The 26,382-nt window shown below is 39.1% G+C and carries 24 protein-coding genes; 11 read left to right on the forward strand and 13 right to left on the reverse strand.

Features of this window, described 5'->3' with window-relative positions; translation table 11 throughout:
• Positions 1-8: 8 nt before the first annotated feature.
• Positions 9-1,346 carry an Lnb N-terminal periplasmic domain-containing protein gene (locus IPZ59_RS07090; protein WP_236139173.1) on the reverse strand — a complete coding sequence of 446 codons (1,338 nt, stop codon included), beginning with the start codon at positions 1,344-1,346 and terminating at the stop codon, positions 9-11.
• A 14-nt stretch (positions 1,347-1,360) separates the two neighbouring features.
• On the opposite strand from IPZ59_RS07090, the gene IPZ59_RS07095 reads away from it, so the two are divergent.
• Together IPZ59_RS07095 and IPZ59_RS07100 are read left to right on the forward strand one after the other, a co-directional pair.
• Positions 1,361-3,556, forward strand: a complete 2,196-nt coding sequence (locus tag IPZ59_RS07095; RefSeq protein WP_236139174.1) for a T9SS type A sorting domain-containing protein — start codon at positions 1,361-1,363, stop codon at positions 3,554-3,556.
• Between the two features lie 169 nt (positions 3,557-3,725).
• Positions 3,726-4,193: a RidA family protein gene (locus IPZ59_RS07100; protein ID WP_236139175.1), complete on the forward strand. Its 468-nt coding sequence runs from the start codon at positions 3,726-3,728 to the stop codon at positions 4,191-4,193.
• A gap of 508 nt (positions 4,194-4,701) precedes the next feature.
• On the opposite strand, the gene IPZ59_RS07105 is transcribed toward IPZ59_RS07100, so the two are convergent.
• The 5 genes from IPZ59_RS07105 to rbfA all read right to left on the reverse strand — a co-directional run bounded on the left by IPZ59_RS07105 (position 4,702) and on the right by rbfA (position 9,409).
• On the reverse strand, positions 4,702-5,202 hold the full coding sequence (locus IPZ59_RS07105; protein ID WP_236139176.1) for a GAF domain-containing protein: 501 nt from the start codon (positions 5,200-5,202) through the stop codon (positions 4,702-4,704).
• Positions 5,203-5,206: 4 nt separating this feature from the next.
• Positions 5,207-6,232: a bifunctional diaminohydroxyphosphoribosylaminopyrimidine deaminase/5-amino-6-(5-phosphoribosylamino)uracil reductase RibD gene (gene ribD, locus IPZ59_RS07110; RefSeq protein ID WP_236139177.1), complete on the reverse strand. Its 1,026-nt coding sequence runs from the start codon at positions 6,230-6,232 to the stop codon at positions 5,207-5,209.
• Positions 6,233-6,234: 2 nt separating this feature from the next.
• The gene (locus tag IPZ59_RS07115) at positions 6,235-7,023 is read right to left on the reverse strand and encodes a DUF4382 domain-containing protein (protein ID WP_236139178.1); all 789 of its coding nucleotides are present in this window, start codon (positions 7,021-7,023) and stop codon (positions 6,235-6,237) included.
• Between the two features lie 765 nt (positions 7,024-7,788).
• Positions 7,789-9,012 carry an FtsX-like permease family protein gene (locus IPZ59_RS07120; RefSeq protein WP_236139179.1) on the reverse strand — a complete coding sequence of 408 codons (1,224 nt, stop codon included), beginning with the start codon at positions 9,010-9,012 and terminating at the stop codon, positions 7,789-7,791.
• Between the two features lie 16 nt (positions 9,013-9,028).
• Positions 9,029-9,409 carry a 30S ribosome-binding factor RbfA gene (gene rbfA / locus IPZ59_RS07125; protein WP_236139180.1) on the reverse strand — a complete coding sequence of 127 codons (381 nt, stop codon included), beginning with the start codon at positions 9,407-9,409 and terminating at the stop codon, positions 9,029-9,031.
• Positions 9,410-9,504: 95 nt separating this feature from the next.
• On the opposite strand from rbfA, the gene IPZ59_RS07130 reads away from it, so the two are divergent.
• The gene (locus IPZ59_RS07130; protein ID WP_236139181.1) at positions 9,505-10,905 is read left to right on the forward strand and encodes a hypothetical protein; all 1,401 of its coding nucleotides are present in this window, start codon (positions 9,505-9,507) and stop codon (positions 10,903-10,905) included.
• 3 nt (positions 10,906-10,908) lie between these two features.
• On the opposite strand, the gene IPZ59_RS07135 is transcribed toward IPZ59_RS07130, so the two are convergent.
• The 7 genes from IPZ59_RS07135 to IPZ59_RS07165 all read right to left on the reverse strand — a co-directional run bounded on the left by IPZ59_RS07135 (position 10,909) and on the right by IPZ59_RS07165 (position 17,342).
• Positions 10,909-11,379, reverse strand: a complete 471-nt coding sequence (locus IPZ59_RS07135; RefSeq protein WP_236139182.1) for a Clp protease ClpB — start codon at positions 11,377-11,379, stop codon at positions 10,909-10,911.
• A gap of 29 nt (positions 11,380-11,408) precedes the next feature.
• Positions 11,409-11,780 (reverse strand): hypothetical protein, encoded by a 372-nt coding sequence (locus tag IPZ59_RS07140; protein ID WP_236139183.1) that lies wholly within the window; start codon positions 11,778-11,780, stop codon positions 11,409-11,411.
• A 112-nt stretch (positions 11,781-11,892) separates the two neighbouring features.
• A complete protein-coding gene (locus IPZ59_RS07145) occupies positions 11,893-13,428 on the reverse strand; it encodes a sodium:proton antiporter (protein ID WP_236139184.1) in 1,536 nt (511 codons plus the stop codon).
• 331 nt (positions 13,429-13,759) lie between these two features.
• On the reverse strand, positions 13,760-14,986 hold the full coding sequence (locus tag IPZ59_RS07150) for a Glu/Leu/Phe/Val dehydrogenase dimerization domain-containing protein (protein WP_236139185.1): 1,227 nt from the start codon (positions 14,984-14,986) through the stop codon (positions 13,760-13,762).
• Positions 14,987-15,126: 140 nt separating this feature from the next.
• Entirely contained in the window at positions 15,127-15,483 is a 357-nt protein-coding gene (locus IPZ59_RS07155; RefSeq protein WP_236139186.1) for a hypothetical protein, read from the reverse strand.
• 353 nt (positions 15,484-15,836) lie between these two features.
• On the reverse strand, positions 15,837-16,262 hold the full coding sequence (locus IPZ59_RS07160) for a DUF4221 domain-containing protein (RefSeq protein WP_236139187.1): 426 nt from the start codon (positions 16,260-16,262) through the stop codon (positions 15,837-15,839).
• Between the two features lie 12 nt (positions 16,263-16,274).
• The gene (locus IPZ59_RS07165) at positions 16,275-17,342 is read right to left on the reverse strand and encodes an anhydro-N-acetylmuramic acid kinase (protein WP_236139188.1); all 1,068 of its coding nucleotides are present in this window, start codon (positions 17,340-17,342) and stop codon (positions 16,275-16,277) included.
• 100 nt (positions 17,343-17,442) lie between these two features.
• On the opposite strand from IPZ59_RS07165, the gene IPZ59_RS07170 reads away from it, so the two are divergent.
• From IPZ59_RS07170 to IPZ59_RS07205, 8 genes are all read left to right on the forward strand, one after another.
• Positions 17,443-18,165, forward strand: a complete 723-nt coding sequence (locus IPZ59_RS07170; protein WP_236139189.1) for a type III pantothenate kinase — start codon at positions 17,443-17,445, stop codon at positions 18,163-18,165.
• A complete protein-coding gene (locus tag IPZ59_RS07175; protein ID WP_236139190.1) occupies positions 18,152-19,435 on the forward strand; it encodes a hypothetical protein in 1,284 nt (427 codons plus the stop codon). The genes IPZ59_RS07170 and IPZ59_RS07175 overlap by 14 nt, the downstream gene beginning before the upstream one ends.
• Positions 19,436-19,447: 12 nt before the next feature.
• A complete protein-coding gene (locus IPZ59_RS07180) occupies positions 19,448-20,755 on the forward strand; it encodes a tetratricopeptide repeat protein (RefSeq protein ID WP_236139191.1) in 1,308 nt (435 codons plus the stop codon).
• A gap of 84 nt (positions 20,756-20,839) precedes the next feature.
• The gene (gene lptC, locus IPZ59_RS07185) at positions 20,840-21,385 is read left to right on the forward strand and encodes an LPS export ABC transporter periplasmic protein LptC (protein ID WP_236139192.1); all 546 of its coding nucleotides are present in this window, start codon (positions 20,840-20,842) and stop codon (positions 21,383-21,385) included.
• A gap of 5 nt (positions 21,386-21,390) precedes the next feature.
• Positions 21,391-21,606, forward strand: a complete 216-nt coding sequence (locus IPZ59_RS07190) for a hypothetical protein (protein ID WP_236139193.1) — start codon at positions 21,391-21,393, stop codon at positions 21,604-21,606.
• Positions 21,606-22,874, forward strand: coding sequence for a hemolysin family protein (locus tag IPZ59_RS07195; protein ID WP_236139194.1), 1,269 nt, complete (start codon positions 21,606-21,608; stop codon positions 22,872-22,874). The genes IPZ59_RS07190 and IPZ59_RS07195 overlap by 1 nt, the downstream gene beginning before the upstream one ends.
• 94 nt (positions 22,875-22,968) lie before the next feature.
• Positions 22,969-25,080 carry a SurA N-terminal domain-containing protein gene (locus tag IPZ59_RS07200; protein WP_236139195.1) on the forward strand — a complete coding sequence of 704 codons (2,112 nt, stop codon included), beginning with the start codon at positions 22,969-22,971 and terminating at the stop codon, positions 25,078-25,080.
• 146 nt (positions 25,081-25,226) lie between these two features.
• Positions 25,227-26,117: a dihydrodipicolinate synthase family protein gene (locus IPZ59_RS07205; RefSeq protein ID WP_236139196.1), complete on the forward strand. Its 891-nt coding sequence runs from the start codon at positions 25,227-25,229 to the stop codon at positions 26,115-26,117.
• Positions 26,118-26,382: the final 265 nt, after the last annotated feature.

Here is a 26,382-nt window from a genome sequence, read left to right on the forward strand (position 1 = left end):
ACTCAAATTTATCTCAGGAGAGCGAATTTCTCCTGATTGTAATATAAGAAATTGCTGCGCAATAGGCTGATTAAAAGCAACGGGACGATGCTTGGATGAAAGGATTGGAACCCTAAAACCCAGCAAACCAACGCTAAATTAGTACTAATCAATAAGAAGAGCAGGTATTTTTTTACCCATGGTTTCCAGGTTGTTTTGAGCATTGCGATGGCTAAGAGCAGATGTCCAGGGAATGCCCAGAGGATGTTCCAGTTCCATTTGGTTTGGCTGTGAAAGGTAAAAAACCAAAGTAGTGTAATCACGATGCCTACAATTCCTAAAATCCCGAAGTAAGCTATGTCAAAACCTTTGTAGAGTCGTTTCTTTTTAAATCCTAGGTAGGTGATTCCCATGAAAACGATCGCCAATACCCACCAAATAATGAGTGGTTGAAAAAAATTGAGAGAAGAGGCTTGTTCTTCAAATGTTAATACTTCGTATTGGGCTTTCACCAAGGGTCGGGTAGGCCCATCGCCTACAATTTGGGCACGCGCAAATGCAGCTTCCATGTAATCCGGCAAAAACTGTTTTTCGCGTTCGGTGGCATTTACATCAATGACGGCACCCAATGCCAGATCGATCCCAAAGTCTGCCCATGGGAGTGGGTACACATATTCATCAATGAGATTTCTAAAGGTCTTTCGTTCGGGGTCATTGACATCATTCCAATCCAGTTGCTTTCCGAGGACAGTTTCAAGAACATCCCTTACCCTTGTCGCACAGTTATCATAGAAGAAGTCATAGCGGTAGAATTTATTTTCAGGTAAGCGATTGATTTCTAGAAACTGTACCATGTTGGCGGTTTGTTCTGGATTGAGATCCAGCACTTGCTCCCGTACATTGCGTTGGAAGTAATTGTATTCAAACAAAAAGCGATCGTAGGTAGTCACGCTCAGCATGTAATCCAGGGTACGGCGGGTGAAGTTGAATAAGAAAAAGGGTGCCCCAAAGTCAAAAGTTCCATAATTATAAACCAAATCCGTTCCTGCAATGCTGTCTTTCACTCGGATGGCACTATGCCCAAACGTTGTGTACACTTCTTCTCCCGGATCACAGGTTAATAAGCTTATCTGATAGTCCTGTGCTTGGAGACTAAAAATAGTCGAATAAATAAACGAATAAGTCAAGACCAATTTTTTCACAAAGGAAAAGCAAGAATTAACTTTAGTTTTCGCTTTTCTACTGGTGGAAAATGGCTGTTCAAAAGAGGACATATCACACATGGGTTGAAAGTTTCCTGCGAATTTACAGGATTCTTGGAGTTTTTTGTGTGCTTGTGACTTTTCATTTCCAATCAGTTTTTGCACAAATCCCTTTAGTGATGGGGGATTATAGAACCATTGCCTCGGGGGATTTTCATGACACATCTATATGGGAAGTATGGGATGGCTTTTCTTGGAGTCCGGCAGGTGTGAAACCTGGTTCTGGTAACTCTATCTTCATCGATCAAGGTCATGAAGTGCGCTTAGTGCAGCAAGAAGAAGTTCATCATGTTTATCTTTTCAGTGCAGCTTTACCTGGAAGAAAATTAAATCTTCAGACATTTGAATTGCATGTGTATGGGTTTTTAAGTGGGATGCAAAAGGTAGGAGGGCTTTTCGCAGTTAATTCGGTAACTAATGCAACATTGGACTGGATTTACCCCGAAACAGGGAAAATCGTATTTAAAGGGAGTTCTAGGACTGTTGTGGATAGAGCATCTTGGTCAGCCAATACGACCAATAGTAGGTATACTGTAGTTTTCGATCCTGACCCTGGGCAGACCTTGGTGGTCAATTCCGCTTTCAAAGCCAATGCCTTTATCATCCAGTCAGGCACTGTAAGGCAAACAGTCAACACTGCGGGGATTCCGGCCTGTTCTACCTTTTCTTTTAATAACCAAACGGTTTTCAATGGAACAGGCCCCTATGGAGACTTTATCATTGAGCCAGGGGCCCGATTGATATCCGATTGCTCTGCTCCGCTTGCTTCCATGATTCAACGGTCAGGCACTGTTCCTGGTTTATTGTTCGAATTGAAAGCTGGCGCATCTTTGTTTTTAACAGGGAATGACCCCTTGTTAGATGTGGCCCAAGTTCAGCTAAACGGGAATGTGTATTACAGTGCTGTTGCTGGTACTCAACGGATGCTTCGAAATTCACTGCCTGCTTCTACCTTGCCGAAAACGTATCATAACCTGTTATTAGAAAACAATGGAATTAAAATTTTTCAGGATTCTGTATTTATAGATGGTGATTTGGCTGTGTTATCAGGGCCAGTCCCCAATCATGGGAATGGATTTGTGCGTTTTTTTGGAAGTGGTGTCCAACAAATAGTGGGTGATGGGTTGGTCTTCTTTGATTTGGAGATTTCCAAGCAAGGGGGAAGTCTGCGAGTTTCAAATGATCTCAATATTCAACGATTTTTTTATATGAAAGATGGACTGTTAGATTTTCAGGGAGTCGATTTACGCATCAATGAGTCCGGTTTGGGAGCCTTGCTTTATAAAGGTGGAACTTGGTTGAACCTGCATCGAATTTTTTATAGCAATATACCTACAGTTTTGACCGCGTCCAATGCAACTTTTCCCTTGGAAGACGTCTATCAAGGAGGTATTCGTAGAATTCGCTTGGTAGGGGATTCGCCAGGTGGGGATTTGCAATTGAGCTATGTAGAGATTCCAGGTGCAAATTGGAATCCGAATTTCAGTGACTCTGATGGAACACCCATCTTATACCAATTAAATTCATATGTTGAATTTTCAGGCTTAAATCCAGGATCTTCCACAATTGAGCTCTTGATGTCTGCAGAAAATCTAGTCGTAGATCAAGTGGAAGATTTAAGAATTGTTAGCAATGGGCAGGCGGCTCCAGGGACGAATTTATTAGCGGTAGATGTTGACACACTTTGGGCACGAAGAGAGATCCCATTTTCACTCCTTGATAATCAAAGCTTCACTATTGGAAGTTATCGAGTGTTATCAGTACTGCCCCTTCAGTGGAAATCCCAAGCAGCACTTTGGAAAGATGGCATGGTGAAGATTAGGTGGGAAACATTTGATGAAGAAAATACCGCTTTTTTTATTATAAGAAAATCTGTTGGAGGAGTAGATAAATTTGAAGAAGTTGGAAGAGTGGAGGCGTTGGGTCAAGCGACAAACGCGTATGAGTTTACTTACGCTCTCCGACAGCCAGCTAGGAGAACATTTTTTCAACTTGAACAACTGGATAAGGATGGTCAAGGTAGTTTTTCAAGAGTATTCCGATTAGAAGGTGTCTCGAATTATATTCAGATGGAATCCTTTAAAAGCTACCCAAATCCATATACCCAAGGCCCGTTAATCATTGAACTCCCTAATGATTGGGCTTTAGAAAAAACCAACCTAAAAGTAATTGATGCGAAAGGATTCATACTTTTTTATGGGGCTTTAAAGGATTTTGATGCAACCCACATTCTTGGTCTTGTAGGAAGTGGGGTTTATATTTTTTCTTTGGAGGAGGAAGGAGTATCTGTAAGTTTTAAACTGGTGAAAAAATAAGTTGGAAATCCTTTAGTATTTATGAAAAAAGCCATGAAAACTGAGTAATTTGCTTCAAAAGAATGACAGAAGCTGTGATGGTCTTGCAAACTATCGGAGTGATTATCCGTTTTTTTAATCTATAGCTGCCGATTATTGAGCTGAATTATCATTCAAAAAAAAGATAAATATGCGTACACCAGAAGAAAATTTTGAATCCTTGGGATTAGTATTGCCTCCTCCTCCAAAGCCTTTGGGCGTATATAAGCCTTGTTTGATTGTCGGGAATCACCTGTATTTATCGGGACATGGAACATGGAAGGAGGATGGGTCTTTGATTATGGGGAGAATAGGAGAAGATTTAAGTATAGATGCAGGTAAAATCGCTGCAAGGCAGGTGGGTTTGGCTATGCTTTCCACTATCAAAGCTCATCTGGGGTCTCTCAATAAGGTGAAAAGAGTCATTAAAGTCTTCGGAATGGTGAATTGTACTGCTGGTTTTGAAAGACATCCCTATGTCATCAATGGTTGCAGTGAGCTTTTTGCATCAATTTGGGGAGACGACTATGGTATCGGTGTAAGAAGTGCAGTTGGCATGGGGTCTTTACCTGATAATATTCCGGTAGAAATAGAAGCCATGTTTGAAATAGAAGGATAAAATGATGGGATCATTTTAAACATAAACGGGAACCATTCTAGTCGAATAGTTCCCGTTTCATAACCTGGTAAACCTTAATTTGCCAAACTACGTCAAGCTACAGTTCATAAGTCCCATCGGTTACCCGATTATTGAAATTGTTTGTTCTGGTTGAAAGCGGTCCATCAGATGGACGCAAGGCTTATTATTTCAAAGCGTTCACAGATTTCAGAATTTCAGCATTACCTGTTGGAATGTTTTCCTAAGAAATTTTTCCTTCTTTGTCTAATCCAGATTGTCAAAGCAATTTGAGTTTAAAACTCCCTATTATCTCTTACTTGATGTTATCAAATTTCGATAACAAATAGATAAGAACCTAAAATTTTTTATCTTATTTTTCAACAATTTTCCCACATATATTTTGAGTTTTTGCACAAGTTATAAACAAAGTTTGTCTTTATAGCTTAAAATCCAAACTTCATTAGGTTGATTTACAACTTTGCTCCAATATGTGGTTACGTTTGGTCATCTAGAGTTGTTCCGCCAATGCATAATTCTTGTTTAAGGACTGCATCAAATGTTCTAAGTATTCCTGATCTATGCTATCAAAATCGTCTAATTGATCGCTGTCAACATCTAACACGCACCAAACGTCCTCTCCTAGAAGTCCTGGGACTACTATTTCTGACTTAGATGCGCTGCTGCAAGCGATATGTCCTGGAAAGGCATCCACATCAGGAATAAGCTGAGTTCTTTTTTCTTTCCAAGCTGTTCCACAAACGCCTTTTCCATAGGCAATACGCGTACAGGCAAGTGGTCCTTGAAATGGACCTAGGACCAGTTGATCATTTTTTACCAAGTAAAAGCCTACCCAAAAAAAGCCAAATGCTTCTTTCAAAACAGCGGAAACATTTGCCAAATTGGCATAAAGGTCCGTTTCATCTGCTATTAGGGCATTTATTTGAGGTAAAACTGCCTGATAGATTTCAGTTTTACTCGCATTTTTGGGAAGATAAATTGACTCTGCCATATGTTTAATGATTGTGATAAATCGAAAGTTTGTCTCCCATAACATCAAGTTCTCGAGTGATGGTTCCTGAAATTTTTGGGGCTGGAATTCCATCTCCAAAGGTACAAGTACTACTAAACACCCTGGCCTCGTCCCAAAGATTATGAGAGATAAATGCCTGCAATACTTCACTGCCCCCCTCTACAAGAACAGAGCTTATTTTTCGCTGTTGGAGAATTTGCAGAATGTGTGTAAGATTTTTGTTGTCCTCAATCTTTACCAAAGAAAGGTTTCCATCGTCTTTTTGGATATCCCTGTTAAAAATGATGGTAGGAATAGATCTGTCTAACACCTGAAAGGGATGCTGCCAATCAAGTGAGGAGGCGAGGATAACTCGGACAGGGTCTTTGCCTGACCAGTCTCGAACATTCAAGGAAGGGTTGTCAAATAGCACAGTGTTTTTTCCTACCAATATAGCGTCTTCCTCGGCGCGCCACTGATGCACCAACTGTCTGCTGTAGACATTGCTAATCCATTTAGAGTCGTTGTTTTTCCTAGCAATGTATCCGTCGGATGTTTGGGCCCATTTGAGAACGATGTACGGGCGCTCCTTTTCCATCGTGGTGAAAAATCGTTTGTTTTGCTCACGAACTTCTTTTTCCAAGACACCATTTAGAACTTCAATGCCTGCGTCTTTCATGCGCTGAATACTTTTTCCGCCAACCAAAGGGTTACTGTCAATAGCTCCAATTACCACGCGCTGGACCTGATGCTTGATGAGTAAATCTGCACAAGGAGGTGTTTTTCCCCAGTGTGCACAAGGTTCTAAAGTGACATATACAGTTGAGGTCTTTAGTAAATCAAAGTCATCAACCTGATTAATAGCGTTGGGTTCTGCATGTGGCCCTCCATAAATCTCATGGAAACCTTCTCCAATCACTTTTCCTTGGTGGACTATGACACAGCCCACCATTGGATTGGGACTTACATGCCCTCTTCCAAGTTCCGCTAATTCAAGCGCTCTGTGCATGTACAAGAGATCGTTGTCCATGTTTAATTTCTTGGTTGCAGATTGATGTTGCCAGCCTGGGTGACTGTTTGAGGAGTAACAACGATGTTAAGCAAACTATCTCTTCTAAAGGTATCGCCAAATGGGAGAATTCCAATGGTGTAGCTGCCCGTTAAGCCCCTCAGTTGAAATTGTCCATTATCTCTGTTAGAAATAGTACTTGTTATGGTATCCCTATTTTGAATCGCGTACAGGACTGCTTGAGCACCTGCTGGGCGAATGACTCCCGATACAGTGCCTGTGTTGCTGCTTGAAAAAGCTCGAAGGACAGGGTTAAGTATAAACTCCTCACTTGCTTGTCCCGAAATTGATTGTTGTATATCAAAATCTATGAATAAATCATGCGAAATACCTGCAGTTAAAATAAAATTTGTCTGAATGCTTGGTTCTTGAGAAATAGGAGACTCCAAACGCAAAGGAATGGAAGCCCCAGCTTTTCTGACGAGGTTATTGCTGCCTAAGATTAACTTCATCTCAATAAGTTGCCCCACATTAACTTCATCTCTGCCTATAAGGAATTGCTCTCCACCAATGAGTGCGGTTACGTTTACTTGTCTATTGGATGACAGGTTAGGAAGAAAATAGGTCAATACACTTTCACCAGTCCTGCCTCCGGAAACACTTACTTCTACTCCTAGGATTTCAATGATTGCTGCATCAAAGTCTCCAGGAGCATCTACCATAAAAACATTAATCAATGCTTGATTCCGGTTGCCTTCATTGCTACAGGCTGTAAGCAACCAAATAAACCCAATAATAACAAACTTTTTCACGTGGTAAAGTTATGAAAGATTAGGCGATTAATCCTGTATTTCCGATTTTTCAATCATTGGACGAATTGCGTAACCTTAATTGCTAAATATTTAATAAAATTGCTTAATAAATAAATATACTGTAAAAATAAGTATTTTTTATTGAAAAAATTTTAAAATATGATTCACTTTGTTAACTTTGATTCATCAACAACGACAAAAGGTCAAAGTTGAGTTATCTTGTAGGATGTTGAAATTGGCAGACAAGCCCTCCTGTCTCGAGGGTGGGGAGTACAGCATAAAGCAAACATGGAGCTCGTGTTTTGCCTAACTGCTCCGTGGAGGTTCGAGTCCTTCTCCTACAGCTAAAGGTTATGATAAGTAAATAGGGGGCATAAGGTTCCCGCAAGTATTATACTGTAGGATGTTGAAATTGGCAGACAAGCCCTCCTGTCTCGGGGGTGGGGAGCACAGCATAAAGCAAACATGGAGCTCGTGTTTTGCCTAACTGCTCCGTGGAGGTTCGAGTCCTTCTCCTACAGCTAAAGGTTATGATAAGTAAATAGGGGGCATAAGGTTCCCGCAAGTATTATACTGTAGGATGTTGAAATTGGCAGACAAGCCCTCCTGTCTCGGGGGTGGGGAGTACAGCATAAAGCAAACATGGAGCTCGTGTTTTGCCTAACTGCCCCGTGGAGGTTCGAGTCCTTCTCCTACAGCTGGTTATTTTGGGTTTATTGTTAATTGACTAAAGCTGTGAGATTTTATTTCACGGCTTTTTTATTTTTACAAATCGGTAGATTTTACTTTGGAGGCAAGTAAGGCTGGACGGTAGGACGCAACGAAAGTAATAAGGATTACCGAAATACTGGTCCACAAAAAGTCTGTCCAAATGATTTTTACAGGATAGTTTTCAATGATAGATGATTCTATGCCCATGGATACTAGTCCTACAGTATCTTGAAGCCAAACAATGATGAAACCTATCAGCAAACCAATAATTGCACCTGAAAAGGCAATGATGCTTCCCTGTTTGATGAAAATATTTTTGACCATGCTCTCACGTGCGCCCATTGCATAGAGAATAGCAATATCTTTTTTCTTTTCTATGGCCATCATGGACAGGGAAAAAAAGATGTTAAAGGAGGCGACTGCTAGGATAAATGTCAGGGTAATAAATACGAACAATTTTTCGATTTTTATAGTCCTTAATAATCCTGCATGTTGCTCGTCAGTATCTTTAACTGTAAATTCTTCTCCTAAGATTTGTTTGAGTGCAGTTTTTACTTTTCGAATGGAGTACCCTTCTTGGACACTTACTTCAATGGCAGTTCGTTTATCCCCATAATTCAAGAGTTTACTCACAAATGAAATGGGAGCAATGATGTAATTGTCATCAAACTCTTTTTCTACACTGAAAAATGCGCTGGGGATGAGTGTACCTTGGTTGTATAGTTGTCGAGGGTCTATGGTTGCTGCATTTCTTGGGGCTTTGGGATAGTAAGCTTGAAGGAGATCAAACTCGTTGTTTAAATCTATGGATAAAAAGAATCCTACTCCTCTTCCTATGATGGCTTGTGGACGCTCGCTTGAACCTAAGTCCAAATCTCCCCAAACATATCCTTGTTCAAAGCGAGATTGAGAAAGGTAATTGTCCGAAACGCCTTTGATCCGAGCCAAATGCTGATAGTTTCGATAATTGAATAGCGCATTATCCTCAATTACCTCGGTCACGAGTGATACTCCCTCTAAGTCCTCGATTTTCTGAAAAGTGTTTTGTTCTATCCGAAATGATTTTCCCTGACTGGCTTCAATTTTCAAATCTGCATCAAAGGAAGCATATAGGCCCCTTACTAGTTCCTCCAAGCCATTGAATACAGATAATACAATGACCAAAGCCATCGCTCCCACTGCTACTCCAACCATGGTAATGATGGAGAGTACCGTGATAAAGTTTTTTTTCTTCTTACTTCTGAAGTATCTGCCTGCTATAAAAAATGAGGTGTTCAAGGGTAGCTATTCTAAATTAGTCTTCATTTTCTTCGTCTTCTTCCGGTGCTTCTGGGATATCCAAAGAGGAAATGACTTTATCCATGTGTTGAGCATAGGAAGCAGAGTCATCCAAAAACAAAGCTAATTCAGGAACAATCCGAACAGACTTTCCAATCCTATTTCCCAAATGTTTCCTTATTTCGCTTTTTTTCTCATTGATTTTCTCAAACATGCCCTTGTCTTTATCTAATAAAAAGCTCAGGTAAACTTTTGCTACGCCAAGATCTGGACTCATCGAAACACCTGATACCGTCACAAAGGCGTTGCTTAAGAGGTGTTTAGCTTCTTTTTGGAAGATTTCTCCAATCTCTTTCTGAATCAGTTTGCTGTATTTCTGTTGTCTTTTACTTTCCATGATTGATTTTAATTGGAGCAAATTTAGTGAATTAAAAGCGTAACCTTTAATTTCGTGGGTTAACATTCATAATCTAAACAGAATTTACAAAAGCCTTGTTAAGTTTTTTTAAAATCAACGACCCTTTCCGTCTTTTCGCAGTTTTAGGCTTGATGCTCCTAATGAGTACGGTATATATAATGGTTTTGCGCGTACCGATAACCCAGCCAGAGCTTATTTGGATGCTGTTGGGGGAGAGGCTTGCGCAAGGTGGACACATGTATGTGGATGTAATTGATAATACCGCTCCACTTTCGGCAGGCGTCTATTGGTTTCTTCATTGGCTTTTTGGAAAAAACCTTGTCGTCCATCAAGTAATCGCAACAGTCATTATTTGTTTTCAAATTATTTACATCAACAATCTTTTTTTTAAATTCAGGACATTTGATGAAAATTCTTATATCCCCGCTTTAATCATGGGGATTTTGTTTCACAGTTCGTTTGATTTCATCCGGTTGACCCCCATGCTGATGGGAAGCACCTTTTTGATTTTGGCAGTGGGCCAGTTGTTTTCGCAAACGGTCTTACAAAAAGAAAGTACGAGTTCAGTTCTATTGGTTGGACTTTATTTTGGAATAGCGGCTTGCTTTCATTTTCCTTTGGTAGTATTTCTACCATACCTAGTAGTAGTGGGTGTTGCTATAGGTGGATATAATCTTTCCCAATTAATCCTCTCACTTGTAGGATACTTTTTACCCCTGGCATGTGCTGCAACTTATTACTTTTGGATTGGGGGATTTCAGGATTTTATTTCGGAGTTTTTATTGACTTCCAAGTTAGAAATAACTTACAAGCATATTGGTCTCAGGGATTTTCTGATACTCATGATTACTCCACTTTTCTTTACTACTATGGGGATTGTATACGGTTCGTTTTTTAAGTCACTGACTGTCAATCAGCAAAAGCAATTACAATTGATGCTAATTTTCTTATTGACCTCCGTAGCAGTCTTATTTTTGTCAAATAGGCACGCGCCATTCCAATTAGTAGTATTTATTCCTCCCATGGTTTACTTTATAAGCTTACTTTTTGTGGCTAATCCTAAGGGTGTTTTGATGAATGTTTTAGTGTATGTGTTTCTCTTAGGGGTACCACTGACAGGTATGGTGTGGGTATTTCAAGAGGGTACAATAAGAAAAAATAGTGCCTATCTCATCCAACTTGAAAATAGACATGCCATTACGAAAGGAAAAAAAGTGTTGGTTCTTGGGACTGATTTGGCCTATTATCAAGATGCAAGTCTTGCGACTCCTTTTTTAAATTACTATCATTCAAGGGAACTTCTCACCAATTATACAGATTTATCGGATATGGCTGATGTATATCAGGCATTCAAACAGGAATTGCCGGAAGTGGTGATTGATGAGGAGGGAATATTTCAGGCGTTATTAGGCGTCTTTCCTGAGTTTCAGGAGCGTTATACACTGGAAAAAAGAGGAGTGTATGTTTTGAAGTAATTATTAAATTTTCTTCCTGAAGTATTTCCAGCCGAAACCTAAGAAAGCGAAAAACAGAATCAAGATCCATGTAGTCGGCCTCATAGCAGCGCTCTTTTCTACTTGGGCAGCATTTTTTTCTTCCAATGCTCTTTTTAAAATCGCAATTTCACGTTCTTGTTTTTGAACGATAAACTTGTAATCGTTTTTTTCATAGGTGATCTCAGTTTTTTCGATTTCACTCAAGAGTTTGAGTTCCTCCATGATTTGATTATCCTTCTGAATAATTCGTTCCATCCACTCAAGAGTTTCAATCATATCTTTTTTGGTTCGATTACCAAAAATCCCTGTCTTTTTACTTTCTGAAACTTTCCATTCCTCATGCATGCGCTCCCGCTCATGCATAAATTTCTCTAGCTTAGCTTGTCCAAATACTGGGATTGCCAATAAACTGTAGATGACACCAATAGTAAGCGTTTTTTGAAAATTTTTCATGACTTACCCTTGTTCAAATGTTATGCCGATTATCTTTTTTTCTTCATTGCTTTTCTTCGGAAAGTAGATGATTTCCTTTTTCCATTGGTGTAAAAGTTATACATGAAATTCATAGCAAAGACTAAAATTGTCATGGGTATGAAGATGGAAGGGACCATTATACGGATTCCCAGTAAGATAACCATGGAGGCAATTATCCCCAATTTAAACGTAGTGTGGGATTCGGGATACAGTTTTCCAATCAGGTATAAACTTAATGCTTCTATAAAAATGACCAAGATCAAAAGATAGGTAAGCATTTCCCGCATGTTTGTATCATTGGCCCATACTACCCATGCCAATCCTGCTGCTACTAAAATTAAACTAGCAGATTGTATGGAAACATTTAAACGTTCTTTCATCGGTTTTTAGGTTCGTTGTAGGGTTCAAGATAGTCAATTTTACGAATAACTCATGATTTGGCAGAATACCCTTTGGTATCCAAAATTAGCCAATTTTATTATTTCAGGCTTTCTATACGAAGGCAAAGAAGACCAACCAGGTGATGATCAATACTGGCAACAAAATCGGGATGGAGAATCGGATGATATATCCAAAGAAAGAAGGCATTTTAATCCCGCTTTGCTCGGCTATGGATTTTACCATAAAGTTTGGTCCATTTCCGATATAGGTCATGGCGCCAAAGAAGACTGCTGCGATTGAAATAGCCATCAATTCAAAGGCAGAATCCTCATAGCCATCCATCGCAAAGGCGCGAACTTGTTCGATATTGGATATGTCTCCTCCTTGCGAAGCCATAGCTGCAGCTAAGAAGTTCAAATAAGTAGGTGCATTGTCCAAGAATCCTGATAGAATCCCTGTACCCCAGTACAAGGTGTTGTGGGTGATCAGCGCTGCTCCTTCTGGAGACTTGGCAAAGTTACCAACCAGCTCCAATGCAGGCATCATGGTGCCAAAGATCCCGACAAATATAAATGCTACTTCACGGATGGGTTCAAAGTTGAATTCATTGCCTTTGATGGCTTTTTGGTCGGCAAACCTGTAAGACAAATAGGCAACTGAGAGCATGATGATTTCCCGTATAAAAGAAAACTTCTGACCATCGTAGTGTATGGCAGGTACCCATTCTAATACATTCGGGTCAAGGAATACAGACATGATGACAATCAATAACCACAAGAAGTTTTTGGAACCGATCAAGGCAAACTTGTTAGTAAATGTGACAGGCTCAAGTTCTTCATCGTTGGCTTTACCAAATTTTCTATCTACAAAATAGAAAATAACGGCGAGGATTGCCAATGCTAATACCCACGGGATGATGTTGTGTTCCAAAGTCCAGAAAAAAGGAACTCCTTTCAAAAATCCTAAGAAGAGAGGAGGGTCTCCAATAGGAGTCAAAGAACCACCTACATTACTCACCATAAAAATGAAGAAGATAATGTGATAAGGTTGAATGTTACCTCTGTTTAATCGGATAAATGGTCTGATCAAAAGCATAGAAGCACCCGTAGTACCAATTAAATTTGAAATGACAGCGCCGACAATTAACAAAATTACATTTGCAGCAGGTGTTGCTTTTTTATCAATTTCAATCAAAATTCCCCCAGAAGCAATGTAAAGGGATGCCAATAGTGCGATAAATTGAACATACTCTGCGAGCGCATGTACAGGTCCATGGGTATTATGCAAAATAAAAAGATAGTAGGCAATTACAATGGTTGCCAAACCTACCGCAACTTTGGGATAGTTATGGTGCCAGAAATGTTCATAAAATAAAGGCCCTGTGGCGATCATCAATAGCAGAGCCACAAAAGGGATTACCAACCAGACTGGAGCTGCTGGATGTTCTCCATGTGCATCATGTCCTTCTTCAGGGGATAAATTATGCATCCCTGGAAGATTGTAGCCAGAGGATTCATCACTTTGTTGGCTGATTGTATCTGCTTCAACAAAAGTTTCAGATGTATATTCTTTGGCAAAGCTTATTTGAGGGACTGAGAAAAACAATATTCCTGCAAATAGCGCTAATAACAAAATAAAATTCTTCATTCAGTAGTAATTAAGCAGTTCTTCTAGGTTAATGGGTATTTTTCAAAAGCTTTTGAAAAGCCCAAATTACAATTTTTCGGGACTTATTGCTCGCTAAACTACTTAATTTGATTGAAATCCCCTAATACCATTGCCTCAGTAGTATGAGATTTAATTTAAAAATAACCCATGTGTGGGATGATTGGTAACATGTTTGTTTGGGTAAATTTATTTTGTCCAAGCGATTTACCATTACTGAAACATAGGTGTGAATCCTTGAAAATGAAAAAATATCTGCAAATCAACAGGGCTATAGTAACCCCTGCTTCAGATTTGCAGATATTTTTTCCGGTTAAATCAATTCTTTCAATGCAATTTCAAAAGAGGTCTGAGCAATTCTAGTGGTGGAGGGATTCGTATCAAAAGTTCGTTTCATTGCTTTTTGGATAGTATGGCTCACATCATGGAAGATTGCCTCGTCTGTCAACTCAACTTCATCACTCATCAGATAAGCAAATACGCGGGCCATACCACAGTTAGCAATAAAATCAGGGATTACAGCGATTTTCTCATCTGTCCATACTCCCGTAGGTCCAAAGAAAATCTCTGGATCTGCAAATGGTACATTGGCTCCGCAGGATATTACTTCTAGGCCTGTTTCTACCATGGTTTCAGCCTGTGCTCGGGTAATTAAGCGGGATGCTGCCGCTGGTATGAAAATCTCCGCAGGAAGAGACCAAATTTTCTCATTAATCTCATCAAAAGGTATGATATTGTCTGCTACCAGTGTATTTCCTTTTCTTTGAATAAATAATTCGCGGATTTCATCCAATGAAAAACCTTCTTCCTTGATCAAACCGCCAACTCTATCGATGATTCCAACAATTTTCACACCTTCTACAGCTAAAAAACAAGCGGCTGCAGCACCTACATTTCCCCAACCTTGAATGATGGCACGCTTTCCTGCAAGCTCTCCTCCCCAAATGGAATAATAATGCTTTACCGCTTCTGCTACCCCGTACCCCGTGATCATATCGGCTACGGTATATTTTTTGGGACCGTTCGGTGTAAACAGAGGATCTTCCAATACTTTAGATACTCCTTGTCTTAACTGACCGATTTTTCTGATTTTTTGTGGTTCGGTAGCATTAAAATGACCGTTGACAATGCCTTCTTGTGGATGCCAAAGTCCATAGGATTCTGTGATTGGAATTACTTCGTGGATTTCATCCACATTCAGATCCCCACCTGTACCATAGTAGTTTTTCAACAAAGGCATCACCGCTTTATACCAGCGTTTCAACACCTCATCTTTGCGTGGATCATTTGGGTCAAAATTGATGCCTGACTTGGCACCACCAATAGCAGGACCAGATACGGTGAATTTTACTTCCATGGTTTTAGCCAAGGATTCCACTTCTCGTTTATCCAAGCCTTTACGCATACGGGTACCACCGCCAGCTGCTCCACCTCTTAGGGAATTGATGACTACCCAACCTTCTGCTTCTGTTTCGCTATCGCTCCATTCAAAAACAATCTCAGGCTGTTTATTCTCAAACTTTTTCAGTAAATCTTTCATGTTATTTGGGTTTATTGGCCGCAAAAATAGAAATATTTGGCGACTTCAGATATGCCAACGGAAAAAACAGAAAGGAGTTCAACCGCCTAAGTCCTGATTAAGTTAAAATCTGAAAGTAAGTTAGTAGGCGAAAACTTAGTTTATTGTTTTTCGAAAGCGTAAACATGCAATGATATGGAATTTTCATCAGGACTATCCCGCTGTAATATGTAGAGTTTCCCTTGATTTGTATGTAAACGTACCCCTGATTCATCTTTCAATTCAAAAACTTCATAATTTCCCTCTAAATCAGCTACAGTTAAGAATCTATTTCCAATAAGCTTTCCATTTTGACTTTGGCTATGCAGCCTAAAAATCATGAAGGAATATTCATCGAAAGCTATGTCTATAAATTTGGTATAGATCCCATCCTGTAACTCAGAGCCTTGACCATAATTTTTATACAAAACTGCTGGTATTTGGTTGAATGAATCAACTTCTAACCGTAAAGTTTTCACTTTCTCCGTCTTTAAGTTAAAAACAAATATTTCTGGAAATGGTCTGAATGCATAAATTAAATAGTCTCCCTTTACAGAAATATTCGGGATAATGTCATTATAGTAACCTCTTTCATTATCTGGGATTAAGTTTTTTGGTACTGGTAGGTTGAAAATTTTCCAAGCATTTTCAACAATATTATACTGTAAAATTTGAAGGTAATCTTGGTATACCGTGAATTGAGAGGCGTGAGAGTTTGCTGCTTTTATCCAGAGAAATATTTCTCCCTTGGTAGTTCCCCAATTAGATCTTGGTTTTACACTTATGGTTTCAAATGCTGAAAGGTTGACCTTTTGGTGTAAATCATCAAATCTTAACTCTTAATTTTTTCTCCAGATTGGAGCATGGAAATTGATTGAGACGAGTTTAAAAAAAGTAAATTCCCCATGCTTTGCATCGAAAAAATAGTTCTATCTACACCATTTGGTCCATCGAAATCAAGTTTTTGAATTTGAATCTCGGCATTATCTAAATCATAAGATTGAATTTCACCTCTAGTGTGATCAAAGGCTACGAGTTGACCGTTTGATTGGATTTCATAAAATAGTGGGTTGGAATTTAGAATTCTGTTGTTGAAATTTAATTCCAAATTGTCTTTTTCCATTGTCCACAGTCGTTCTTGGGCAGAGTTTTGGGATCTACATGATAAATGAATACTAGTTAAAACCACACCAAAAAAGCAAAGAGCTTGTAATTTGTTTAGTGAGTATACTATTTTGTTTGTCAGGCAGGCTTTCATTGAAGTTAATAATTATGAAATTAACACACCCCCACAAGAATCCCTATTTGCCCCTGTCACAGAAGCCAAGGTATTAATTTCATTTCTCAAACGAAGCACACCCAAGAATGCAAAGATCAGCGCTTCTTTAAATTGGATGACTTGCTCTCCAATGGGGAGAATCTGTGCTTTTTCTAGGAGCATTGCTTCTAATCGCTCGACAAAATACCGATTGAATGCTCCTCCTCCTGTGAGAATGACGCTTGCTTTTCTTTCTTCTTTTGCCTCAATACATGCAGCAATTTGAATTGCGTAGTGCTCTACAAGCGTATGCAGGATATTGGATACTTTTTCTCCCGAATCTATACATTCGAAAAAAGAAGCTAAATCTTCACGGCCAAGAGACTTAGCACCCGATTTTTTGTAAAAACGATGTTTATTCAATGCTTTCAGAAGTTTGGGTATCAGCTTGCCGCTTTTGGCCAAGGCTCCATTGGCATCATACGGCATTTTTTTCTTTTGGGCAAAATGGTTGAGTAGGAGGTTAAATGGGCAGATATCAAAGGCCACTCGATGACCAGCTTGGTCCATGCTGATGTTGGCGATGCCCCCCAGGTTGATGCAATAGTCAAACTCTCCAAAGAGCAATTGATCTCCAATGGGAACCAAAGGAGCCCCTTGTCCACCCAACTGTATATCTAGCATCCGAAAATCATTGATTACAGGCAATCCACAGGCTACATGTAGGGACCATGCATTTCCGATTTGCAAGCTTAGACCTTTTTGGGGTTGATGAAATACGGTGTGACCGTGAGAAGCTATAGCTTGGGGCTGAATGTTATATTTTTTGCAGAACTCCTTCACCTGCTCACCCATCCACTTGCCGAATGATACATCTAAAAGTGCTAAATCTAAGCCTGACAGCTCATGACATTGGCGAAGTTGTTTGCCAAGTTTTTTGGGAAAAGGAATAGTTTCCGCATGGGGGATTGCGAAGGACCATTGCCCATCAAAGTCAAAAGTAGTGTAGGCAATATCCAATCCATCCCCTGATGTTCCTGACATCAATCCGATCATTTGGTAACTCTGTGAAGACTGCATGGTTAAAATATGTTAAATATCTTGTCGTAAAGTTAATTTTAATTTAGCCAAAATAAAGGCTTAGTGAATTTATCTACCTTTAAAATCTGTAAGCAAACGTATGAAGCAACTCATTGTAGATATTGGGAATTCCCGTATTAAAACAGGAAAATTTGAAGGTACTGAATTGTTGGAGGAGGTGGTCTTTTCTGATCTTAAAGGATTAAAATCATATGCTGAACAGCTTTCAATAGATGCCGCTATCATCTCTTCTGTTAGGTATGATGAAGCGACGTTACAGGAGGAATTGGGCTTTCCTTTTCATTATTTAAATGTACATTCGAAAGTTCCTTTTACAAATAATTATGGAACTCCCCATACTTTAGGTGTGGATAGAAAAGCTGCTTTGGCGGGAGCTAGGGCCTTTTTTGAAGATAAACCCGTCTTGGTAATTGATCTAGGAAGTTGCATCACCTATGATGTATTGGATGCTTCTGACACCTTCTCAGGAGGTAGCATCAGTCCTGGACTTTCTATGCGCTTTCAGGCCATGCATCAGCAGACAGCGCGATTGCCCTTGACAAATTTATCTAAAGGTAGTCTCCCGCATTTGTCGGGTGAGAGCACTTTGGCATGTATGCAAAGTGGTGTGTACTATGGTATCCTTCATGAGATGGAAGGATTTATTCGGCAATATTCTATGCGATATCCCGATTTGAATGTTATTATTTGTGGAGGAGATTCATTTTTTTTTGAAACCTTGACAAAAGACCACATATTTGTAATCCCTAATTTGGTTCTGTATGGGCTGAATAGAATTCTACTTGATAATGTCGCTTTATAAAAGACTAAGTTATATCGGTGTATTGTGCACCTTCTTTATATTTTCCGAATCCCAGGCACAATCCAGTGTCTCTGCATACAGTTCGCTGGGGATTGGAGATTTCAACAACAATGGCCTCACCCAAAATCAAGGGATGGGTGGTTTGGGTATCAGTTTTGGTACCGGTTGGGGGTTGAATTATATGAATCCCGCCTTGAGTACCCGAAATACCATTTTCAACTTTCAAGCAGCCTTCAACTATCAACGCGTAAATCTCCGGACTGAAAATGAGCAGGAGTTTGTGGACGGAGGAGGATTGTCCTATGTAGGGATGTCTCTGCCCATCAATCCTGGTAAGTCTGCATTGGGGCTCGGAATCAACCAAATTACAACTGTTAATTACAGCATTGTGGTCAATGGACAAGTAACCAATTCTGATTTAACATCCCTTAATCGCATTGATGGTTCTGGTGGTGTGTCAGAGGCTTATTTAGCTTACAGCCTTTCCCCTGCTAAGAATTTATCCTTCGGTGTACATGGTTCTTATTTATTTGGTTCCACTATTCGAACAAATCAACTATCTTTATTGGATGAAAACGAAAACCCTATTGGTAACTCATCTGAATACTTTGAGCGATTCACAGTGTCAGATGTAACCTACAAATTAGGGGCTCACTATTATTTTAAGCTTGGTGAAAAATCAAATTTTCATCTAGGTGCCATTTATCAGGCCTTCGGGAATATTAATGGAAGAGAATTTGCAAAAGTAGCAGATTTTGGTCAAGCTAGCAGGCCAGATACAGATGGGGAAGTTTTGTCCGATAATATCAGAGGTTCCGTCTTCGTGCCTGAAAATTTCGGCTTTGGAATTACCTACGAGCGAATAAATAGGCTTATTATCGGCTTAGAAGGACAATATCAGGAGTTTAGCAGATACATTGATTTCAATGGAAGTGAAACAAATTTGAATGATTCTTACCGAATTGCCTTAGGTACCCAAATCACTCCTGATTTTGGGTCTATGGATAAATTCTTTAAGAGGATTACTTATCGATTTGGTGTAGAATACAAGCAGACGCCATATGTGGTAGCTCAAACATCCATCACGGATATTGGCATTAATTTTGGAGGAACGGTACCGATGAACACTTTATCTATGATGAATTTTGCAATTCGCCTAGGACAAAGGGGTACGACTGCCAATGGGCTGATCCGTGAAAATTATGCGGGCTTCAGTTTAGGGTTCTCGCTGAATGATAATACATGGTTTTATAAAAGAGTTTACGACTAAAATTAAACAGATATGAAAGCGAAAATTGTACTTGCCGGTTTACTGTTCTGGGTAGCAGGAGGTTTGGTTCAAGCGCAGGACGGGTGGAATTGGCCTTCAGATCCTGCTAAGGAAGCAAAAGCTAGAGAGCTGAATGCTGCCTATGTGGATTACATGAAGTCTGAACAATTCGTTGAGGCTACCAAAGGGTTGAATTGGTTATTAATCAATGTGCCTGATTTGAATGAGTCCATCTACATCAATGGAACAGCTGTCTATGATGGAGCTTCTAAAGCTTCAACTGATGAAGCACAAAAAAGAATTTATCAAGACTCAGTCATGACTATTTATGACCTAAGAAAGGATAAGTATGATAACGAATCTGTTTGGATTGAGAATAAGGCATATTTTGCTTATCAATATTTCTTAAGAGATAAGGATAGAGTTGGTGACGTTGTGAAGGTATTTGATAGAGCTCTTGAAGTAAATGGTGGTACGTTGAAAACTCCTGGATTGGCAGGTGCTTTCTTCAATTCTGTGTACTTTCACAATGCTTACAATAAAGCTTTTACTAAAGTAGAATTGCTTGCACGTTATGAAGCTTTGAATAAAATCTTAGACGAAGCGGAAGCTAACGGTACGGATGTTTCAGCGCCTAGAGGTAACTTGGAGCAATTGGTGGTTGTAATGGAACTAATCGACTGTGACTTTATAGAAAATACCTTAGGTCCAAAGTTGATTGCGAATCCAACTGATATGGCTTTAGCACAGCAAGTTTTCAAATACTCTTTCCAGTATAAGTGTTTAAACAATAACTCATTCATGGTTGCATTGGAAATCATTGATAATGAATCTCCTACTTTTGCGACTTCTCAAGTAAGAGCGATGAAATTGATGCAGGCTAGAGATTATGAAAAAGCTATCCCAGTATTAGAGAAAGCATTGAACTTGGCTGAGAAACCTGATCAAAAAGCAGAGATCTTATTTGACTTAGCAAAAGCAAAAGGACAGCAAGGAAATAAGTCAGCAGCAAGAAGCTACGCGATAGAAGCCGCTAAAGCAGATGACACCAAAGCTAAAGAAGCCTATAACTTAGTTGCTCAACTGATCATGGGTTCTTTCAATGATTGCAGAAGAAATGTTTCCAGAGCAGAAGATCAAGCAATATTTATCGCTGCTTATAATTATTACCAAAGAGCAGGGAATAGTGAAGGAATGAGAGATGCAAAAGCACGCTTCCCTTCCAAAGAAGAGTTATTTACTGAAGGTAAGCAAGCTGGTCAAACAGTTACGGTAGGTTGTTGGATAGGTGAAACAGTTACCTTAGCTACAAGAGATTAAATAATCCATTTGAATCGATAGAAAGGCAGCTCAACGGCTGCCTTTTTTAATGTACTTGTGAAAGGTTTTGTATCTTTGCGTGGCATGACTTGGAAAAAAATAACATTTCTACATTTATTTGGCTTGCTTGTACTTGCAGGGGCTTGTAAGGATGAGGTGGATCCATCCATGTTTGAAATTTATACAGGCCCCATCAGTACAGGGTACGATGTGAATTTATACCATAGCGATTCGGCTATTGTTCGCATCCACCTTCAAGCTAAAAAACAGTTGGAATTTGATACGGGAGACCAAGAATTTCCCGAAGGAATAGATATTACATTTTTTGACGAAAATGGAACTATTACCACCACGATCAGAGCTGACAAAGGTTTTTATATGAGAAATGATAATCTTTATAGAGGAGAGGGGGACGTTCAGGTCAAAAATTTGGAAAAAGAACAAAGTCTTTCATCTGAAGAAATGTTTTGGGATCCGAATGCTCAAAAAATCTACACTGAAAAATTTGTTACCGTAACAGACAAAAAAACAATTATCAAAGGAACTGGATTAGAAGCGGATGAGGGTTTTAATGAATATAAAATTTTCAAGCCCTTTGATAGCCGAATGATTATACCTGGAGAAAATTAATTCGTATGAAATTGCTTGATATTCTTCTTCTTTCATTGAGTGCAGCGATGGTCATTATCGGCACACATCTGACAATTACCGTTGGTGTTTCGGTATCCTATCCGGTATTCATGTTTGCGGTTGCATTATTGTTTTGGTTTCAATATAGAAAAAATCACGGTTCACCTGAGGAAGAAAAAAAGGAAATCACTAAATCTAAAAAATTCAAAAATAAAAGGTGATGGAAAGTACGTATTTGATGTATGTAGTGCTATCGCTTTTGTTTTCAGCCCTATTTTCTGGGTTAGAGATTGCATTTATTTCTGCTAATAAGTTACAAATTGAACTTGAAAATAAGCAAGGGATTTTTGCAGGAAAAATTCTTTCAGGGTTTATTCAAAAGCCAGGACAATTTATAGGAACCACCCTGATAGGAAATACGGTGGCTTTGGTCCTTTATGGGATATTCATGGCCTATCTTTTGGAACCTTGGATTTTGCAACTTTTGCCTACTCCTTTCATAAATCAGGGTTCTGTATTAGTGGTGCAAACGATGGTATCTACCTTTGTGGTGTTAATTACTGCTGAGTTTCTACCGAAAAGTATTTTTATGCTGAATCCGAATAATATGCTTTCAGTATTTGCTTTGCCATTTGCTATCATTTATTACCTATTTTATCCAGTCGTTTGGTTTGTGGTGGGACTTTCCCGCTTTTTTATAACCCATATTTTGAACCTAGATTACAGTGAAGATAAACCTGTTTTTAAGGTAACTGATCTCAATAGCTTTATCAAAAACAATTTGCTTCATTCCAAAAAGGAAAATAAAGTAGAGATTGATACAAAGATTTTGGATAATGCTGTTGAGTTTAAAACTATCAAAGTCAGAGAATGCATGGTTCCCCGAACGGATATTGTAGCGGTTGACATCGAAGATTCCATTGAGGAATTAAAAAAAGTATTTGGGGAAAGTGGACATTCCAAAATCATTGTTTATAGGGAGAGTATTGACGACGTGATTGGCTATTGTCATCAATTAGAGCTTTTTAAAAAGCCCAAAAACATTGAAGATATTCTGACTTCCATTATCATTGTACCTGAATCAGCTTTAGCCAATGATCTGATGATTCAATTTATTAAGGAGCGTAAGAGTTTGGCTTTGGTGGTAGACGAGTTTGGAGGCACGAGTGGTATAGTCAGTATGGAGGACATCATAGAAGAGATTTTCGGAGAAATCCAAGATGAGTACGATTCAGATGATCTGATTGAGCAGCAAATAGGAGAACATGAATATTTATTCAGTGCCAAGCATGAAATAGATTACTTAAATGAGAAATATGGATGGGAATTACCCTATGGAGATTTTGAAACGCTCGCAGGGTTTTTGCTGTCAATTACAGAGGATATTCCCCAAAAGGGTCAGTCAATTATATATCAAAACTTTATTTTCACAATCGTCGCTAAGTTAGATCATCGAATAGAAACCGTTAAAATCAAGATACAATCCTGACTTATTTACAATTAGTAATTTATTGACAGGCATATTATTTTGAATTTAGCGGTAGATGTAATTATTTTGCGGCACTTCAAATAAAACCATAAGAATGGCATTAATTAAAACAATCAGACAGAGAACAGGTCTTGCAATCGGTGTAATTGCAGTGGGTTTAATGTTTTTCATCGTGGGTGGTGATATCTTAAGTCCAAACTCCACGCTTTTAGGTGGGAGTGCAAATAAAGTAGGTGAGATTGCAGGTGAGAGTATTTCTTACGAAGAGTATGTGAGAAAAATCGAAGAAATCCGATTTACTTTCCAACAAAACACTGGAAGAAACCCTTCCGAAAATGAGCTGTTTTCTATCAGGGAACAAGCTTGGCAGGCACTTATTGTAGATAAAGTATTTGATAAGCAATATGATGCTTTGGGTCTTACAGTTTCAGATGCTGAGCTTGTTGATATGGTTCAGGGGAAGAATATCATTGCTGAATTAAGACAGCAATTAGTAAATCCTACGACTGGTGAGTTTGATAGGGAGCAACTAATTTCTTTCTTACAATCGCTTGATCAGGCTGGTCCTGAACAGAGAGCTTTCTGGGCACAGCAGGAACAGCTATTTGCTAAGTCTAGATTACGATTAAAATACGATAATTTGTTGGCTACTTCCGAATACGCAACCAAAGCAGAAGGAAGAATGGAACACAAATTGGCCAATTCTTTAGCAGATATTGATCACTTATTTATTCCATTTTATGCGATTTCTGATACTTCGGTAAAAGTAAGTGACGCTGAGTTGAAATCTTATATTTCTAAGAATAAGGATAAATTCAAGGTTTCAAATGCTGCTGATTTAGATTATGTAGCATTCGATATTTTACCAAGTAGCGAAGACTCATTGAATGTTATCAATGAAATTAGAGAATTAACCGAGCAGCTTAGAACGAGTGCGATGGATTCTGTATTTGCTTTAAGAAATACAGAAGGTGCTGGAGGTTTTGTAACTTTAAGACCAGGAGATGACTTGCCAAGTACATTGACATCTAATGTAGGGTCTGTGGAAGTCGGTGAAACCTATGGTCCATTCTTAACCAACCGTTCCACGTATATTACCCATAAAGTTTCGGCTCAATACGATGGTACTCCTCGCATGAGAGCTAGGCATATCTTATTTAGTACGGAAGGTTTGTCTGAGGATGGAAAATCTGAGGTACGTACAAATGCTCAAAATGTATTAAAAGAAATTCAGGATGGATTAGCTTTTGGTACTGCTGCAGCTCAATATGGTCAAGATGGTACTGCACAGAGAGGTGGAGATCTTGGTTGGTTTGCAAAGGAAGATTTCGTAGAGGAATTTGCGAATGTTACTTATGCTGTTCGAAACACAGGTTTGATACCGCGTCTTGTTGAAACTGAATATGGTTTCCATATCATTGACGTAACTGATTTACCTAAATCAACACATTACAAAATTGCTACCATTGAATTGGAATTGGGTCCAAGTGACGCCACACGTAATGAGTCTTTCAGAAAAGCAGATATGTTTGCTGCTAACTCCTCCAATAGCAAAGCATTTGTTGAAAATGCTTCTAAGGAAGGGTATAGAGTGATTCAGGCCAACAATGTAGATGCGTTTGCAAGAAACTTGAATAACTTACAAAATGCACGAGAAATTATCCGTTGGGCATTTAATGATGCTTCTATAGGCAAAGTTTCTACTGTATTCGAATTAGATAATACTTACATCGTTGCTAGTTTGAGAGCAAAATATGATGAAGGAACTGCGAGTTTGGATCAAGTAAGAGCAGAAGTGTTGATGCAGGTAAGAAATGAGAAGAAAGCTGAAATGATTGCTTCTAAATTAGCTGGTAAAACATCTTTAGAAGATATGCTTGCAGTATTCCCAGATGCAGGCTCTTTGGATAATACTCCTGATCTACGATTGAGTTCTTCCGTTTTACCTGGGGTAGGGTTTGCTCCCAAGGCTGTAGGTGCTGCATTTGGGTTGAAAACCTCAGGAGAAATCTCCAAGCCTATCCATGAGGATGTTGGTGTAATTGTGTTGAAATTAAATTCATTAACACCAGCGACTGAAATTGCAGATTTTACATCTTTTCAGCGTCAGTTAGCTCAAAATGCTTCTCAGAGAACGGCTTACATGATTATGATGGCATTGGAAGACTTGGCCAATGTTAAAGATTATAGATATAAGTTTTTCTAATTTAGCATCTACTTTGTAAAACCCCAAAGACCCAAGTCTTTGGGGTTTTTGTTTTTTATGCTGATAAGCCTATTGAATTTTTTAGCTTCGTGACGATTTCCGTCTTTTCCATTATATTTGGTTTTACTAAAAAAACAATACATTTTATGATCTGGAAAGGTGTATTCCCAGCAGTAACGACCAAATTTCATCAGGATGGGAGTTTGGACATGAATATGTTTTTCAAAAATCTAGCCGCTCAATTAGAAGCAGGAGTTCATGGTATTATTCTCGGTGGGACCTTAGGGGAGTCATCTGTACTTTCCATGGATGAAAAAATACTCTTGACTAAAGAGACAATTAATTATGTTGATGGTAAAGTTCCTGTGATATTGAACATAGCCGAAGGGGCTACAAGGGATGCCGTATTTTGGGCGGATAAGGCGAAAGAACTAGGGGCTTCTGGATTGATGTTGCTACCACCTATGCGTTATGCGGCTGATCATCGAGAAGTGGTGACTTATTTCAAAGCAGTGGCCAATAGCAGTGATTTGCCTATTATGATTTATAACAACCCTGTTGATTATAAGACTTTGGTGACAATTGCTATGTTTGAGGAATTGGCTGAGGTTAGCTCTATTCAAGCAGTCAAGGAATCTACACGGGATATATCCAATGTAACTCGTATGCGTAATCGATTTGGGGACAGGTTTAAGCTTCTCTGTGGGGTAGATACCTTGGCGATGGAGGAATTGGTCATGGGGGCAGACGGTTGGGTAGCAGGGTTGGTTTGTGCGTTCCCTAAAGAAACAGTGGCTATTTATAATTTAATCCAAGAAGGTAAGTATGCTGAAGCCTTAGCGATTTATCGCTGGTTTTTGCCTTTATTGGAATTGGATATTCATCCCAAGCTAGTACAATACATCAAACTTGCAGAACAAATGGCAGGCATCGGTACAGAATGGGTCCGTGCACCTCGGTTAACGCTTATAGGTGAAGAACGCATGCATGTGGAACATGTAGTGAAGAGGGGATTGGAAAATAGACCAGTTTTGTAGAGGAGAGAAGCGAGATTCGAGAGTTTAGACTCGAGACAAGTCAAGAATCAAGAATCAAGAGTCAAGAATCAAGACAAAGAAAAAAAAGTGAATAAGAGAAATCAGAAACTTTTCCAAAGTTTAGAACTTTGGAAAAGTCGACACTGCTAACTGCCAACTGTTCACTTTCAACTGTTCATTGTTCACTGCTCACTGTTCACTGCCAACTGTTCATTGTTCACTTGCTTCGCTCAGCCATCATTAACTCAATCAACCAATCACTAAT

Origin of the sequence: Mongoliitalea daihaiensis, from assembly GCF_021596945.1 — a bacterium.
Classification (GTDB): domain Bacteria; phylum Bacteroidota; class Bacteroidia; order Cytophagales; family Cyclobacteriaceae; genus Mongoliitalea; species Mongoliitalea daihaiensis.

What these genes read in the sequence shown, in the direction of transcription:
- IPZ59_RS07205 (WP_236139196.1), top strand. Translation starts at nt 25,227, where the DNA reads ATGATCTGGAAAGGTGTATTCCCAGCAGTAACGACCAAATTTCATCAG.
- IPZ59_RS07175 (WP_236139190.1), top strand. Translation starts at nt 18,152, where the DNA reads ATGTCGCTTTATAAAAGACTAAGTTATATCGGTGTATTGTGCACCTTC.
- IPZ59_RS07190 (WP_236139193.1), top strand. Translation starts at nt 21,391, where the DNA reads ATGAAATTGCTTGATATTCTTCTTCTTTCATTGAGTGCAGCGATGGTC.
- IPZ59_RS07170 (WP_236139189.1), top strand. Translation starts at nt 17,443, where the DNA reads ATGAAGCAACTCATTGTAGATATTGGGAATTCCCGTATTAAAACAGGA.
- IPZ59_RS07150 (WP_236139185.1), bottom strand. Translation starts at nt 14,986, where the DNA reads ATGAAAGATTTACTGAAAAAGTTTGAGAATAAACAGCCTGAGATTGTT.
- ribD (WP_236139177.1), bottom strand. Translation starts at nt 6,232, where the DNA reads ATGGACAACGATCTCTTGTACATGCACAGAGCGCTTGAATTAGCGGAA.
- IPZ59_RS07145 (WP_236139184.1), bottom strand. Translation starts at nt 13,428, where the DNA reads ATGAAGAATTTTATTTTGTTATTAGCGCTATTTGCAGGAATATTGTTT.
- IPZ59_RS07180 (WP_236139191.1), top strand. Translation starts at nt 19,448, where the DNA reads ATGAAAGCGAAAATTGTACTTGCCGGTTTACTGTTCTGGGTAGCAGGA.
- IPZ59_RS07195 (WP_236139194.1), top strand. Translation starts at nt 21,606, where the DNA reads ATGGAAAGTACGTATTTGATGTATGTAGTGCTATCGCTTTTGTTTTCA.
- IPZ59_RS07095 (WP_236139174.1), top strand. Translation starts at nt 1,361, where the DNA reads ATGGGGGATTATAGAACCATTGCCTCGGGGGATTTTCATGACACATCT.
- lptC (WP_236139192.1), top strand. Translation starts at nt 20,840, where the DNA reads ATGACTTGGAAAAAAATAACATTTCTACATTTATTTGGCTTGCTTGTA.
- IPZ59_RS07100 (WP_236139175.1), top strand. Translation starts at nt 3,726, where the DNA reads ATGCGTACACCAGAAGAAAATTTTGAATCCTTGGGATTAGTATTGCCT.
- rbfA (WP_236139180.1), bottom strand. Translation starts at nt 9,409, where the DNA reads ATGGAAAGTAAAAGACAACAGAAATACAGCAAACTGATTCAGAAAGAG.
- IPZ59_RS07200 (WP_236139195.1), top strand. Translation starts at nt 22,969, where the DNA reads ATGGCATTAATTAAAACAATCAGACAGAGAACAGGTCTTGCAATCGGT.
- IPZ59_RS07140 (WP_236139183.1), bottom strand. Translation starts at nt 11,780, where the DNA reads ATGAAAGAACGTTTAAATGTTTCCATACAATCTGCTAGTTTAATTTTA.
- IPZ59_RS07105 (WP_236139176.1), bottom strand. Translation starts at nt 5,202, where the DNA reads ATGGCAGAGTCAATTTATCTTCCCAAAAATGCGAGTAAAACTGAAATC.
- IPZ59_RS07160 (WP_236139187.1), bottom strand. Translation starts at nt 16,262, where the DNA reads ATGAAAGCCTGCCTGACAAACAAAATAGTATACTCACTAAACAAATTA.
- IPZ59_RS07135 (WP_236139182.1), bottom strand. Translation starts at nt 11,379, where the DNA reads ATGAAAAATTTTCAAAAAACGCTTACTATTGGTGTCATCTACAGTTTA.
- IPZ59_RS07165 (WP_236139188.1), bottom strand. Translation starts at nt 17,342, where the DNA reads ATGCAGTCTTCACAGAGTTACCAAATGATCGGATTGATGTCAGGAACA.